This is a genomic window from Kitasatospora terrestris, from assembly GCF_039542905.1.
GTDB lineage: Bacteria > Actinomycetota > Actinomycetes > Streptomycetales > Streptomycetaceae > Kitasatospora > Kitasatospora terrestris.
The window spans coordinates 2,681,292-2,695,394 of the sequence record NZ_BAABIS010000001.1 but is presented as its reverse complement, the minus strand read 5'-3'; the positions used below and the strand labels follow the sequence as shown (position 1 = coordinate 2,695,394).

Below are 14,103 nucleotides of genomic sequence, written 5' to 3'. Positions count from 1 at the left end.
ATGGAGCGGCCGGCGCTCCGGCGCCCCGGCTGTTCGCGCTGCGCGCAGCGAACGGAGGGCCGCCCACCGCTCCGCTACTGGCCCTCGGCGGGCCGGGTGACGTCGCCGTAGTGGCCGAGGGCGATGGCGGCGAAGTTGTGGCGGCTGGCGGTGCCGTCGGCGAGGTAGCCGTTGTGGCCGGCGGCGCCGGCGGAGGAGACGTCGAGGGCGCCGAAGGCGGCGGTGGTGGGGTCGGCGCCGTGGCCGAGTCCGCCGACCTCCAGGTAGGGGACGTTGCCGATCCAGTCGGTGGGGTTGCGGGCGGCCCACACCTGGACGCCGGTGCCGAGTTCGGCGGCGGAGCCGACGCCCATCCCGGGGCTGCCGAAGGCCACCAGGTCGGTGGGCCGGTCGCTGTCGCGCAGGGCGGGCGCGACGGTGCCGCAGACCACCGAGCCGTAGGAGTGGCAGAACAGCGCGGGCGGCGCCTCCGGGTGCGTGGTGGCCCGGAGCCCGGCGAGCAGGCGCTCCAGGCGCGGGGCGGCGACCTCGGCGAGCCGGGAGGTGACGGCGTCGGGGCCGAGGCCGGACGGGGTGACGTAGCCGGTCCAGGCGATGACGGCGGTCCGGGTGCCGGGGTCCTGGTCGTGCTCCTCGGCGAGCAGGGCGCGGGCCATCCCGGCGGGGGAGCGCAGCGGGTCGGCGGCCTGGTCGAAGTGGCCGAGGTCGGCGTCGGAGCCGGGGACCAGCACGGCGACGCGCTGGGCGGCGGCCAGGTCGCCGTACACCTCGCTGACCAGGCCGCGGCCGCGCGGGTCGAAGGCGAGGATCTGCCGGCCGTCGGCGAGCAGGTGGCCGCTGTCGTTGGCGCGGGCGGTGGCGAGGGCGCGCGAGGTGGCGTCGAGGGTGCGGTCGTTCGCCCGGGCCCGGGCGCGGTCGCGTTCGGCGGCGATGGCGACCCGGTTGGCGCGGTAGCGGACGTCCAGCGGGGCGCCGTCGAGGTTGCCGACCACCAGCGGGTACTGCTCGACCAGGTGGTCCACGTCGGTGCGGGTCAGCGAGGCGAAGAAGGCGGCGACGGTCGGGGCGTCGGCGGTGGCCGGGTCCGGCAGCGAGCGGCCCAGCGAGTGGTCGGCGGACCACGCGGCGGCGCCGGCCGGCGGGGTGGAGATGGCGAGCTGCTCGTTGGAGGCGGCGGCCTGGGCGGCGGCGGCACCCGCGTCCACCAGGACGGCGGCCCCCGCGAAAGCGCCTATCAGCATGCGCTTGACCTGGCGTCGCCGCATGGCGTCATCTCCTCGGGGCCGGTCACCGTCACAGCGGGACGTGCCCCGGTGTTACGACTGCCAATTGCCAACTGCTCGTCAGCCAGAGTAAACGGCAGTACCGGTCCGGGGCAGGGCCCAAACCGTGTTCCACGTCACATTCGCGCCGAGATTCGCCCCTGTGGGTGGTGCACGATCATTCGGCGTCGAAGTCCCGCAGCAGCTTCTTCGGGGCGACGCTGCGCCAGGCGTCGGTCACCAGGTCGTGCAGCTCGTCCCGGTCCACCCGCTCCAGGTCGACCAGCACCCAGCCGTGGCGGCCCACGTACGGCGCCGTCGAGTACACCTCGGGCGCGGCGGCGAGCAGCTCGGCCTGGTCCTCCTTGCTCGCCTTGACGCACACGGACGGCGACTCCGGCCGGCCCATCGCGAAGATCTTCTTGCCGAGCCGCAGGGTCACCTCCTCCCAGGTGGGCTCCTCGTGGGTCTGCGGCAGGGCGAGCGCCATGGCCTTGAACTGATCGAAGGTCACCATGGCGCCAGGGTAGGGCCGGCCACCGACACCGCGGCCGCCCCGACACTGCGGTCGCCCGGACACCGCGGCCGGCCCGACACCCGCCCCGACCGCCGGGGTCACACCGCGCCCAGCGCGTACACCGCGAACAGCGCGGCCCCGGCGCCCGCCGCCGTGCGCCACGCCCGGGACGGCCACGGCGCGTCGATCCGCCGCGCCCAGCGGCCGACGAGGGCCAGCGCCAGTCCGAAGACCGGCAGCCAGGCCAGCCGGGCGAGCACCCAGCCGAGCGACTCGGGCGCGGTGGTCAGCCCGGGCACCGCGCCCAGCAGCGAACCGGGCAGCGCCACCGCGAACATCGCGGTCTGGTGCCAGCAGAAGATCGTCATCGCGGAGAGGTTCACCACCACCACGGGCAGCCACAGCAGCGGACGGCGCAGCAGCCGGGCCAGCCGCCCGCGCAGCAGGACCGCCAGGCCGCACTGGGTCGCGGCGAGGGCCAGGACCAGCAGCGACGGCGGGTGCGAGTTGGTGCGGGCCGCACCCGGGACGCCGACCATCGACGCGGGGTAGTGGAAGACCAGCAGCAGCACCGCGAACAGCGCCGCGCCGCCGAGGGCGAGCAGCCGGGCGCCGGAGCGGGAGATCCGGCCCTGCGCCCAGGAGACGCCCAGCTGGTAGCCGAACAGCCAGCCCGGCAGCAGGTTGACCAGGGCCAGCCAGGACGGCACCGCGTCCGCCCAGGGGCCGTACCGCAGCAGGTCGACGACGGCGACGACGGCGAGCATCGGAGCCGCCGCCCAGCCGCCGAGCCGCCGCCCGAGCGCCTGGCAGAGCGGGGTGAGCGCGGTCGCCACCAGGTAGACGCCGATGTACCAGAGCGGCTGGACCACCAGCACCGCGCCGGTCCGCACCGTCCCCTCGGGCACGCCCGCCGCGCGCAGCAGCGGGATCAGCAGCGCCCACACGGCGGCCACCCCGAGCACCGGGCGGACCAGTCGCAGCACCCGGCCGCGCAGCCATCCGGCGGTGGACGCGCCGCGGGCGCGGGCCCGCTCCAGCGAGCGGGCCGAGGAGTACCCGCCGACCAGGAAGAACACGCCGAGCAGCTGCAGGAACCAGCTGAGCGGGGCGAAGAGGCCGAGCGAGGCGAGCGGGCTGGCGTTGTGCAGGACGCCGTCGGCACCGGTGGTGAAGCCGCCGAGCATCCAGTGGCCGAGCGGGACGGCGAGCAGTGCGACGGCGCGCAGCCCGTCCAGGGCGCGGTCGCGCGTCGCGGGGGTCTTCGCGTCCACGGAGGCGGCGGCCCGGCGGAGGGTCTCAGGCAGCATCGCGGGCCTCCGCGGTGCCGGCGGTGCCGGGCATCGGGCGCAGGGCGACGGCCGCCGCCGCGGCGAGCGACTCCGACCCCGGGGCGAAGTAGCCGGTGTGGCCGTGCGAGCCGCCCGAGGGGAGCGGCCGGGCGCCGAACGCCGGGTCGGTCGGGTCGGTGCCGTGGCCGAGGCCGGCCACCCTGACGAAGGGGACGCGGCCGATCCAGTCCTCGGCGTTGCGCTGCACCGCCCACACCGGGATCCGCAGCTCGGCGGCCCGGGCGAGGCCGGTGCCGGGGGAGCCGAGCACCACCAGGTCGGAGATCCGCTCAGGTCCGGCGCCGGTGTGCCCGCACACCACGGACCCGTAGCTGTGGCAGAACACGGCGACCGGGCCGGTGAGCGGCGCGAGCCCGGCGACCAGCCGGTCGAGCCGGGCGGCCCCGGCCCGGGCCAGGCCCTCGGTGGCGGCGTCGAGGCCCACCCCGACCGGGGTGGTGTAGCCGGCCCAGGCGACCACGGCGACCTGCCCGCCGGTCGCCCCGCGCAGCGCCCGGGCCATCCCGGCGGGGGTGCCGTACGGGTCGCCCGCGCGGTCGAAGGTCATCAGGTCGACGTCCGACCCGGGGACGACCACCGCCGTCCGCCGGGCGGCGGTCAGGTCGCCGTACACCTCGGCGACCTGGCCCCGGCCGCGCGGGTCGAAGGCGAGGATCTGCCGGCCGGCCAGCGCGGCGTAGCGCTCGGCCCGCGCGCGGGCGGCCTCGCGGTCGCGGCCGGGCAGTCCGGGGTCGGCGGCGCGGGCCAGCTCGTGCCGGCGCTCCTCGGCGAGGGCCAGTCCGTTGGCCAGGTAGCGCAGCGCGGGCGGCGCGCCGTCCAGGTTGCCGACCACCAGCGGGTGGCGGACGGCGAGCGCCCGCCGCTGGTCGAGCGGCAGCCGCTCGAAGAAGGCGGCGACCTCGGCCGGGCCGGCGCCGGCCGGATCGGGCAGCGGCACGCCGAGGACGGTGTCGGCGCGCCAGGCCGCCGCGCCGGGCGGCGGGCCGGTGACCGGCGACTGGGTGTCCGCGGCGGCGAAGGAGCCGACGCCGAGGACGGCGGTCAGCGCCAGTGCGGTGGCGGCGAGCGTGCGCCGGAAGCGCTGCATGGGGGTTCCTCCCTGTCCGGTGGTCCGGTGAACGGGAGGAAGGTAAGGAGCGGACGCCTCACGGGGCGTCACCCCGCAGTGCTGACCGGGACGTCGTACCCCGGTATCAGCGGTGCCAGGCGGTGCGCGACGACCGGTGCACGACGTGCCGCCGCCGGGGGAGCGGAGCCCCGGTGCGAAGCACCGCCCGAGGCCCGGGCCGTCAGCCGCCCGGCTGCACCAGGCCCGACTCGTAGGCCAGGACCACGGCCTGCGCGCGGTCGCGCAGGTCGAGCTTGGCGAGGATCCGGCCGATGTGGGTCTTGACGGTCTGTTCGGCGACCACCAGGTGCGCGGCGATCTCCTGGTTGGACAGGCCGCGGGCGATCAGCTCCAGCACCTCGGTCTCGCGCGGCGTCAGACCGTTGAGCCTCAGCGCGGGGTCGCGGCGCGGCGCGGGCCGGTTCCGCGCGAAGTCGGCGATCAGGCGGCGGGTGACCGAGGGCGCGAGCAGCGCGTCGCCGGCGGCGACCACCCGGACGGCGGCGATCAGGTCGGCGGGCGGCGCGTCCTTGAGCAGGAAGCCGCTGGCCCCGGCGCGCAGCGCCTCGTACACGTAGTCGTCGACGTCGAAGGTGGTCAGCATCAGCACCTTCGGCCGGTGCACCACGCCCGGCGGGGGGTCGAGCAGGCGGCGGGCGGCCTCCAGGCCGTCCATCTCGGGCATCCGGACGTCCATCAGCACCACGTCGGGGTGGGTGCGCCCGGCGGCCTCGACGGCCTGCTTGCCGTCGGCGGCGTCACCGACCACGTCGATGTCGCTCTGCGCGCCGAGCAGCGCGGCGAACCCGGCCCGGACCATGGCCTGGTCGTCGACCACGAGTACGCGGATGGTCATCAGGAAGCCTCCCCGGGGGCGGTGTCGAGCGGCAGTGCGGCGGCGACCCGGAAGCCGCCGTCCGGCGTCGGCCCGGTGTCCAGGGTGCCGGCCAGCAACCGTACCCGCTCCCGCATGCCGACCAGGCCGTGGCCGCCGGCACTGCCCGGCTCGACGGCCGAATCCCCGCCCGGCGCAGGTCCGTTGACCACGCTCACCCGCAACGCGCGGTCGGCGAGCGAGACCTCCACCGCGGCGGCGGAACCCGGCGCGTGCCGCACCACGTTGGCCAGCGCCTCCTGCACGATCCGGTACGCGGAGAGCGTGACCGCCTCCGGCAGGTCCAGCGCCGCGGTCTCCCCGGCGAGTGCCAACTCGGCCCGCACGCCAGCCTGCCCGACCGTCTCCACCAGCCGGGGCAGGTCGGCCAGGCCGGGCTGCGGGGCCTTGTCGGCCTCCGCCTCCTCGCTGCGCAGCACGCCGAGCAGCCGGCGCATCTCGCCGAGCGAGCCGCGCGCGGCGGCGGCGATGGCGGCGAACTCCTCGGCCGCCCCGGCGGGCAGCCCGGTGATCCGGTACGGCGCGCTGTCGGCCTGCACGGCGATCACCGACATGTGGTGGGCGACCACGTCGTGCAGCTCGCGGGCGATCCTGGCCCGCTCCTCCAGCAGCGTGGAGCGGGCCCGCTCGGCCTCGCTGATCTGCTTCTGCCGGGCCAGGCTGCGCTGCGCCTCGCCCCGGCCGCGCAGGCTCCAGGTGAGCAGCAGGACCGCGCCGGAGAGCACCACCACGACGATCGACACCTCGTCGAAGCGCCCGGGGAAGCCCGCCCCGGCGACCGCCGTGCCGAGCGCGGTGACCAGCCAGACCGCGACCAGGGTGTCGCCGCGCTCGCGCAGGCCGAGCCCGATCATCAGGAAGACGTACGACAGCAGCGTGGTCACCGGCCACGGCCACGGCCCGGCACCGTCCGGCGAGCCGTAGGTGACCACCGCCCCGACGAGCACCGCGGGCGCGACGACCCACCAGGCGTGCAATGGCCGGGAGACCGCCGCCAGCAGCGGTACCGCCTGGGCGATCGCGAGGACCGCGGCCAGGTAGCCGCCGACGTGGTACTCGGTCGTGAGCAGGACGATCCCGGTCGGCAGCAGGGTGGCGACCATCGCCCCCGCCACGGCGTACGGCAGCGCGCGCAGCCAGCGGCGGGAGGAGCCGGCCAGCAGCGGGCGCTGGTCGGGGGAGGGCTCGGTGAGGGCGCGGGCCAGGCTGTTCCAGGGGTTCACCCGACCTGAGCGTAGGGACCGCCGGCCCGGATGTCGTCCTACCGGGGAGCCGTCCGCCGTGTCATACCCCGGTACGACACCGGGCCGGGGTCAGCGCCAGGAGCCGGCCAGGGCCGGGCCGAGCTGGTCGAAGTGGCGCTCGATCATCTCGATCATGCCGTCCGGCCCCCGCTCGTGGGCCCGGCCGTCGCCGGCCCAGGAGAGGTGGGAGTGGCGGATCACCGCGCCGAAGACCGCGGCGAGCAGCCGGGGGCGCAGGTCCACCGCCGGGTCGAGGTCCTCCCGCTCGGCCAGCACCCCGGCGACCACCTGCTCCTGCTGGGTGGAGTGCCGCAGGTGCGCGGCGAGCAGGGTCGGGGTGTTCTCGATCAGCTCGAACAGCTCCAGCGCGGCGGTGACCCCGCCGGGGCCGCTGGCCCGGGTGGCGGCCAGGGTGCGCCAGGTCTGGGTGATCGCGGCGCGCATCGCCTGCAGCGGGTTCTCCTCCGCGGGGCGGGCGCGCAGGCAGTCGATGAAGAAGTCCTCGGCGTCGGCGATGACGGCGAGCGCGACCTCCTCCTTGTTGGCGAAGTACCGGAAGAAGGTGCGCTGCGAGACGTCCACGGCGGCGGCGATCTCGTCGACCGTGGTCCGGCCGTACCCCTGCTGCAGGAAGAGCGTGTGCGCGGCGTCCACCAGCGCGTCGCGGGTCCGCTGCTTCTTGCGCTCGCGCAGCCCGAGCACGCGGCAGCCGGCGGCGGTGGTGGGGGCGGTGAGCTGCGTGGCCATGGGTCCAACGATAGCGCTCTGACAATTGGCACCCTGCGGCATACGTCACTCTTTGCCGAATGTCAGCGACTGACATAATGTTCCCCGGGTGGCGCCCGTCAGGCCGGACGACTCGTGGGGACGGGTGGGCCGGGGCGCCACTCCCAAGTCCGTCGTCTTACCCAGGGAAGGCCCAGCCATGAGCCAGTCCGTACTCGACTCGGAGAAGGCGGCCGCACCGCCGGGACCCCGGGGCAGCCTCAAGGGACACCCCTGGCTGACGCTGCTCACCGTCGCCGTCGGCGTCATGATGGTCGCCCTCGACGGCACCGTGGTCGCCATCGCCAACCCGGTCATCCAGGCCGACCTCGGCGCCTCGCCGGCCGACATCCAGTGGGTCACCAGCGGCTACCTGCTGGCCCTCGCGGTCTTCCTGATCACCGCCGGCAAGATCGGCGACCGGTTCGGCCACAAGTCGACCTTCCTGGTCGGCGCGGCGGGCTTCGCCGTCACCTCCGCCGCGATCGGCTTCGCCGGCTCGATCCAGCAGGTCATCCTGTTCCGCGTGCTCCAGGGCCTGTTCGGCGCGCTGCTCCAGCCCGCCGCCCTCGGCCTGCTGCGCGGCGCCTTCCCGGCGGACAAGCTGAACATGGCGATCGGCATCTGGGGCGGCGTCATCGGCGCCTCGACCGCCGCCGGCCCGATCGTCGGCGGCCTGCTGGTCGAGCACGTCAGCTGGGAGTCGGTGTTCTTCATCAACGTCCCGGTCGGCCTGGTCGCCGTCGCGCTCGGCCTGCTGATCCTCAAGGACGTGCGCGCCGAGAACGCCGCCAAGTCCTTCGACATCCCGGGCATCGTGCTGCTCTCCGGGGCGATGTTCATGCTGGTCTGGGGCATCATCAAGGCCCCGACCTGGGGCTGGGGCGACCCGGCCACCCTGGTCTTCCTCGGCGGCGCGGTGCTCGCCATGGTGGCCTTCGCCTTCTGGCAGACGAAGGCCAAGGAGCCGCTGATCCCGCTCAGCCTGTTCCGCTCGGTGCCGCTGTCGGCGGGCACCCTGCTGATGGTGCTGATGGCGTTCGCCTTCTTCGGCGGCGTCTTCTTCGTGACCTTCTACCTGCAGAACGTGCACGGCATGTCGCCGGTCGACGCCGGCGTCCACCTGCTGCCGATGACCGCCATGATGATCGTCGGCGCGCCGGTGGCCGGCTTCGCCATCGGTAAGATCGGCCCGCGCATCCCGATCGTGGCCGGCATGCTCTTCACCACCGCCGCGATGCTCGGCATGTCCACCCTGGAAACCGACTCCGGCAACGGCGTGATGGCGCTCTGGTTCGTGCTGATGGGCCTCGGCCTCAGCCCGGTCATGGTCGGCGCCACCGAGGTCATCGTCGGCAACGCCCCGCTGGAGCTCTCCGGCGTGGCCGGCGGCCTGCAGCAGGCCGCGATGCAGGTCGGCGGCAGCCTCGGCACCGCCGTGCTCGGCGCGGTGATGGCCTCCAAGGTCACCGACGTCCTCCCCGGCAACCTCGCCAAGGCGGGCCTGACCCAGCTGGACCCGGCCCAGGCCGAGGGCCTGAAGCAGGCCGCCCAGCTCGGCATCGCGCCGAAGGAGGGCCTGCCGGCCGAGCTGGTCCAGCCGGTTGCCGACGCCGTCCACACCTCGTTCGTCAGCGGCATGTCGCTGGCCTTCGTGGTGGCCGCCGTGGTCGCCTTCATCGCCGCCGGCCTCGGCCTGCTCACCAAGCGCGGCGCCAACGACGCCGGCCCGGCCGTGCACATCTGACCGGCACGGACGCGACCTCCCACCGCCGACCGGGCCCCCGGTCGGCGGTGGCGTCTTCCCGGACGCTCAGTTCAGCCGGCGCAGCGTCTCGGCGACCAGCCCGGCCGCCTCGTGGACGAAGCGGACCCGCTCCTCCAGCTCCAGCTCCGGGAAGTAGTCCTTCAGCCGCAGCTGCGCCGCCTCCGGCGTCAGCCGGACCTCGGTCAGCAGGAACTCGGCCCGGGCGATGATGTCCTCGCGCATGTCCTGATTCTGCGCGCGCCCCGCCTCCGGGGTCAGACTGGAGGCAGGGGGCGTCACCAGATTGCGGGAACGCCATGGGCTCTCAGGAGGACGGCGAGCGCGTGCTCGCCGGACGGTACCGGCTCCAGAGACGGATCGGCCGGGGCGGGATGGGCACCGTCTGGTTGGCCCGGGACGTCAAGCTCGACCGCGACGTGGCGGTCAAGGAACTCAGCGTCAGCGGCGTCCCGGAGAGCGAACTGCCCACGCTGCACACCCGGATGCTCCAGGAGGCCCGGGCCGCGGCGCAGGTCCACCACCCGGGCGTGATCACCGTCCACGACGTGCTGGAGCAGGACGGCCGGCCGTGGATCGTGATGGAGCTGATCGACGGCACCTCGCTGGCGGAGGTGATCGCCACCGAGGGCACGCTGATCCCCCGGGACGCCGCCCGGGTCGGCGAGCAGGTCGTCGCGGCGCTCGACCAGGCGCACCGGCACGGCGTCCTGCACCGCGACGTGAAGCCCGCCAACGTGCTGCTGGAGCGCGGCGGACGGGTCGTGCTGACCGACTTCGGCATCGCCATGCTGGTCGGCTCGCCGGGGCTCACCCGCACCGGCGACATCGTCGGCTCGCCGGACTACGTGGCCCCCGAGCGGATCACCGGCCACCGGCCCGGGCCGGAGTCCGACCTGTGGTCGCTCGGCGCCACCCTGTACGCGGCCGTGGAGGGGCAGTCGCCGTTCCACCGCACCACCACCATGTCGACCCTCCAGGCGGTGATCGCGGACCCGCTGCCGGAGGCCCGGCACGCCGGGCGGCTGGCCCCGGTGATCGAGGCGCTGCTGCGCAAGGACCCGTCCGAGCGGCCGACCGCGGGCGAGACCCAGCAGCTGCTCCGCGAGGTCGCCACCGGCTCGACCGGCGCCACCCTGCCGCACCCGCCGACCGCCGTCGCCCGCCCCCCGGAGGAGGAGGGCGAGCCCACCCGGGCCACCCCGCCGACCCCGACGCCGTTCCCGCCCCCTGCCGCGTCCCCCGCTCCGCCCCAGGGCCCGCCCACCGGCCCGCCGCCGTACGCACCGCCGTACGCACCGCCGACCCCGCCCACGCCGGTGACCCCGACGCCGGCCCCGGTCCCGCCGGCCGGCACCCCGGTGGCGCTCGGCGCGGCCGGGTACGGTGGCCCGCCGACCGACCGGCCGCCGCCCGGCAGCGCGGACGACGGCGCCCGGCGCCGCAAGCGGCGGATGCTGATCGGCGGCGGCGCGCTCGCGGCCGTCCTGGTGGCCGGCGGGGTGACCTTCGCGCTGGCCGGCGGCGGCTCCGGCGGAGGGGCCGACCGGACCGCCGTGGTCGACACCACGACCCCGGCCGACGCCGGGACGACCGACTCGCCGAGCTATTCGCCGACCACCCCGCCCAGTACGGCGCCCGGGCCGAGCACCGTCACCACCACCGTGCCCGCACCGTCGAGCCCAGTGGTCAGCCGTGCCCCGTCCCTGTCCCCGACCGCGTCCGCGCCCGCGACCGCGGCCGCCGCGCCGGCCGGCTACCGCTGGGTGGATGACCCGGCGGGGTTCCGGGTCGCCGTGCCGCAGGACTGGACCCGCTCCGAGAACAACGGCCAGATCGACTACAGCCCGGACGGCGGCGTCCACCTGCTGCGCTTCGGGGTGACCCCGGGGGCCACCAAGAGCTCCGAGGAGCACTTCCTGGAGCTGGAGCAGACCGTCAGCACCTACCCGGACTACCAGCGGATCCTGCTGGCGGCCGACGTCTACCAGGGCCGCCCGGGCGCGGCGTGGGAGTTCACCTGGACCGACGCCAAGCAGGGCACCCGGCACGCCGTCGACCAGGCGTTCATCGCCACCAGCGGCACCGAGTACGCGATCTACCTCTCCGGACCGGAGTCCGACTGGACCTCCACCCAGCAGCGCCTGGTCACCGTCCTCAACAGCTTCACGGTGAGGTAGCCGCAGGGACGGCCGGGGAAAGCCCGAGGGCCGGACCCCCGTCGGGGGTCCGGCCCTCGGTCAGCGTGACGATCAGGCGTCGCCGCCCGCCGCGCCCGGGTGGGCAGCGGCCACGTCGAGCAGCTGGTAGCGGTCGATGGCCGCCTTCAGCAGGCTGCGGTCGATCTTGCCCTGCTTGGCGAGCTCGGTGAGCACGCCGAGCACGACCGACTGCGCGTCGATGTGGAAGAAGCGACGCGCCGCACCGCGGGTGTCGGCGAAGCCGAAGCCGTCGGCACCGAGCGACTGGTACTGGCCCGGCACCCAGCGGGAGATCTGGTCCGGCACCGCGCGCATCCAGTCGGACACCGCGACGAACGGACCCTCCGCGCCGGAGAGCTTCTGCGTCACGTACGGGACGCGCTGCGGCTCCTCCGGGTGGAGCAGGTTGAACTCCTCCGCCTCGACGGCGTCGCGGCGCAGCTCGTTCCAGGAGGTCGCCGACCAGACGTCCGCCTTGACGTTCCACTCCTCGGCGAGGATCTTCTGCGCCTCCAGGGCCCACGGCACCGCGACGCCGGACGCCATGATCTGCGCCGGGATCTGGCCCGCGTCACCGTCGCGGAGCTTGTAGATGCCGCGCAGGATGCCGTCGACGTCGACGCCCTCCGGCTCGGCCGGCATCTTGATCGGCTCGTTGTAGACGGTGATGTAGTAGAAGACGTCCTCGCCGTGCGGGTGCTCGGCGGAGCTGCCGTACATCCGGCGGATGCCGTCCTGCATGATGTGCGCGATCTCGTAGCCGTACGCGGGGTCGTACGCGACGACGCCCGGGTTGGTCGAGGCGAGCAGCTGCGAGTGGCCGTCGGCGTGCTGCAGGCCCTCACCGGTCAGCGTGGTGCGGCCGGCGGTGGCGCCGATGACGAAGCCGCGGGCCAGCTGGTCGGCCATCTGCCAGAACTGGTCGCCGGTGCGCTGGAACCCGAACATCGAGTAGAAGACGTAGACCGGGATCAGCGGCTCGCCGTGCGTCGCGTACGACGAACCGGCGGCGATCAGCGAGGCGGTGCAGCCGGCCTCGGAGATGCCGTCGTGCAGCATCTGGCCGGTCGGGGACTCCTTGTACGCCAGCAGCAGCTCGCGGTCGACCGACTCGTAGGTCTGGCCGAGCGGGTTGTAGATCTTGGCGGACGGGAAGAGCGAGTCCATGCCGAAGGTGCGGTACTCGTCGGGCGCGATCGGCACGAAGCGGTTGCCGATGCCCTTGTCCCGCATCAGGTCCTTGAGCACGCGGACGAACGCCATGGTGGTGGCGATGGTCTGCTGGCCGGAGCCCTTCTTGACCGCCTTGTACGCGTCGTCGCCGGGGAGCTCCAGCTTGCGCGGGCGCACCTTGCGGGTCGGCACGTAGCCGCCCAGCTCGGAGCGGCGGTCGTGCATGTACTGGATCTCTTCCGAGTTGCGGCCCGGGTGGTAGTAGGGCGGGTAGCCCTCGTCCAGCTGCTTGTCGGTGATCGGCAGGTGCAGCCGGTCGCGGAAGCGCTTCAGGTCCTCGACCGTCAGCTTCTTCATCTGGTGGGTGGCGTTGCGGCCCTCGAAGTTGGGGCCCAGCGTCCAGCCCTTGACCGTCTGGGCGAGGATGACCGTCGGCTGGCCCTTGTGCTCGCGGGCGGCCTTGAAGGCGGCGTAGATCTTCTTGTGGTCGTGGCCGCCGCGACCCAGGTGCTGGATCTGGTGGTCGGTCATGTTCTCGACCATCTGGCGCAGCCGCAGGTCGCCGCCGAAGAAGTGCTCGCGGATGTACGCACCGGTCTCGGTCGCGTAGGTCTGGAACTGGCCGTCCACCGTGGTGTTCAGCTTGTTGACCAGGACGCCGTCGCGGTCCTGCGCGAGCAGCGGGTCCCAGGAGCGGTCCCAGACCAGCTTGATCACGTTCCAGCCGGCGCCGCGGAACTGCGACTCCAGCTCCTGGATGATCTTGCCGTTGCCGCGGACCGGGCCGTCGAGGCGCTGCAGGTTGCAGTTGACCACGAAGGTCAGGTTGTCCAGGCCCTCGCGGGCGGCCAGGGACAGCTGGCCGAGCGACTCCGGCTCGTCCATCTCGCCGTCGCCCAGGAAGGCGTACACGTGCGAGTCGGAGGTGTCCTTGATGCCGCGGTGCTCCAGGTACCGGTTCATCCGGGCCTGGTAGATCGCGCCGAGCGGGCCGAGGCCCATGGAGACGGTCGGGAACTCCCAGAAGTCCGGCATCAGCCGCGGGTGCGGGTAGCTGGACAGGCCGTAGGGGGCCTTCGACTTCTCCTGGCGGAACGCGTCGAGCTGGGTCTCGGTGAGTCGGTCCAGCAGGAAGGCGCGGGCGTAGATGCCGGGGGAGGCGTGACCCTGGAAGAAGATCTGGTCGCCGCTCTCGCCCTCGGCGTCCTTGCCGCGGAAGAAGTAGTTGAAGCCCACGTCGTAGAGCGACGCGGACGAGGCGAAGGTGGCGATGTGGCCGCCGACGCCGATGCCGGGGCGCTGGGCGCGGGAGACCATAACGGCCGCGTTCCAGCGGGTCGCGTTGAGGATCTTGCGCTCGATCTCCTCGTTGCCGGGGAAGAACGGCTCGTCCTTGGTCGCGATGGTGTTGACGTAGTCCGTGCTGCGCATCTCGGGCACGGCGACACGCTTCTCACGGGCGCGCTCGATCAGCCGCAGCATCAGGTAGCGCGCACGCTCGCGCCCCCGCTCGTCGATGGCAGCGTCAAGCGACTCCAGCCACTCCGCGGTCTCCTCGGGATCGAAGTCCGGGACCTGGCTCGGGAGGCCGCCAATGATGATCGGGTTGCGATCGGATCCGGAAGCCACGCTGTTCCTTCACTGTCGGTCGAAAATGTGTCGCGCCGCCTCCATCGTGCTACCGCGCTCGGAGATCCGTCATCTCTACCGATCGGTAACCGTTGCACCTGGTGAGGTGCCCCGGTCAGGAGGTGGTCCGACCTTGGACCCCGACCGAACGATGGCGGCCGGTCGGGATGAGGGCCAACAGGAGACTCTACG

General features: G+C 74.1%; 11 protein-coding genes. 2 read left to right on the top strand and 9 right to left on the bottom strand.

Translation table 11 applies throughout. The features are described 5' to 3' along the window. Positions 1 to 74: 74 nt before the first annotated feature. The 7 genes from ABEB06_RS12435 to ABEB06_RS12405 all read right to left on the bottom strand — a co-directional run bounded on the left by ABEB06_RS12435 (position 75) and on the right by ABEB06_RS12405 (position 7,125). The gene (locus ABEB06_RS12435) at positions 75 to 1,265 is read right to left on the bottom strand and encodes an alpha/beta hydrolase (RefSeq protein ID WP_345696915.1); all 1,191 of its coding nucleotides are present in this window, start codon (positions 1,263 to 1,265) and stop codon (positions 75 to 77) included. Between the two features lie 175 nt (positions 1,266 to 1,440). After that, entirely contained in the window at positions 1,441 to 1,779 is a 339-nt protein-coding gene (locus ABEB06_RS12430; protein ID WP_345696914.1) for an MmcQ/YjbR family DNA-binding protein, read from the bottom strand. A gap of 98 nt (positions 1,780 to 1,877) precedes the next feature. Further along, positions 1,878 to 3,089: an acyltransferase family protein gene (locus ABEB06_RS12425; protein ID WP_345696913.1), complete on the bottom strand. Its 1,212-nt coding sequence runs from the start codon at positions 3,087 to 3,089 to the stop codon at positions 1,878 to 1,880. Further along, positions 3,079 to 4,218 carry an alpha/beta hydrolase gene (locus ABEB06_RS12420; protein ID WP_345696912.1) on the bottom strand — a complete coding sequence of 380 codons (1,140 nt, stop codon included), beginning with the start codon at positions 4,216 to 4,218 and terminating at the stop codon, positions 3,079 to 3,081. Before ABEB06_RS12420 ends, ABEB06_RS12425 begins: the two co-directional genes overlap by 11 nt. Positions 4,219 to 4,420: 202 nt before the next feature. Beyond that, positions 4,421 to 5,095 carry a response regulator gene (locus tag ABEB06_RS12415; RefSeq protein ID WP_345696911.1) on the bottom strand — a complete coding sequence of 225 codons (675 nt, stop codon included), beginning with the start codon at positions 5,093 to 5,095 and terminating at the stop codon, positions 4,421 to 4,423. Next, on the bottom strand, positions 5,095 to 6,357 hold the full coding sequence (locus tag ABEB06_RS12410) for a sensor histidine kinase (protein ID WP_345696910.1): 1,263 nt from the start codon (positions 6,355 to 6,357) through the stop codon (positions 5,095 to 5,097). The genes ABEB06_RS12415 and ABEB06_RS12410 overlap by 1 nt, the downstream gene beginning before the upstream one ends. Before the next feature lie 90 nt (positions 6,358 to 6,447). Then, positions 6,448 to 7,125, bottom strand: coding sequence for a TetR/AcrR family transcriptional regulator (locus ABEB06_RS12405; RefSeq protein ID WP_345696909.1), 678 nt, complete (start codon positions 7,123 to 7,125; stop codon positions 6,448 to 6,450). A gap of 178 nt (positions 7,126 to 7,303) precedes the next feature. On the opposite strand from ABEB06_RS12405, the gene ABEB06_RS12400 reads away from it, so the two are divergent. Continuing rightward, positions 7,304 to 8,890 carry an MFS transporter gene (locus ABEB06_RS12400; RefSeq protein WP_345696908.1) on the top strand — a complete coding sequence of 529 codons (1,587 nt, stop codon included), beginning with the start codon at positions 7,304 to 7,306 and terminating at the stop codon, positions 8,888 to 8,890. 66 nt (positions 8,891 to 8,956) lie between these two features. Here the strand turns inward: ABEB06_RS12400 and ABEB06_RS12395 are convergent, their stop codons facing one another. After that, on the bottom strand, positions 8,957 to 9,133 hold the full coding sequence (locus tag ABEB06_RS12395) for a hypothetical protein (protein ID WP_345696907.1): 177 nt from the start codon (positions 9,131 to 9,133) through the stop codon (positions 8,957 to 8,959). Positions 9,134 to 9,207: 74 nt separating this feature from the next. Between ABEB06_RS12395 and ABEB06_RS12390 the strand changes: the two genes are divergently transcribed. Continuing rightward, complete coding sequence (locus ABEB06_RS12390; RefSeq protein WP_345696906.1) at positions 9,208 to 11,088, top strand: serine/threonine-protein kinase; 1,881 nt, start codon at positions 9,208 to 9,210, stop codon at positions 11,086 to 11,088. Between the two features lie 72 nt (positions 11,089 to 11,160). Here the strand turns inward: ABEB06_RS12390 and aceE are convergent, their stop codons facing one another. After that, the gene (gene aceE / locus ABEB06_RS12385; RefSeq protein ID WP_345696905.1) at positions 11,161 to 13,911 is read right to left on the bottom strand and encodes a pyruvate dehydrogenase (acetyl-transferring), homodimeric type; all 2,751 of its coding nucleotides are present in this window, start codon (positions 13,909 to 13,911) and stop codon (positions 11,161 to 11,163) included. Between the last annotated feature and the right edge of the window lie 192 nt (positions 13,912 to 14,103).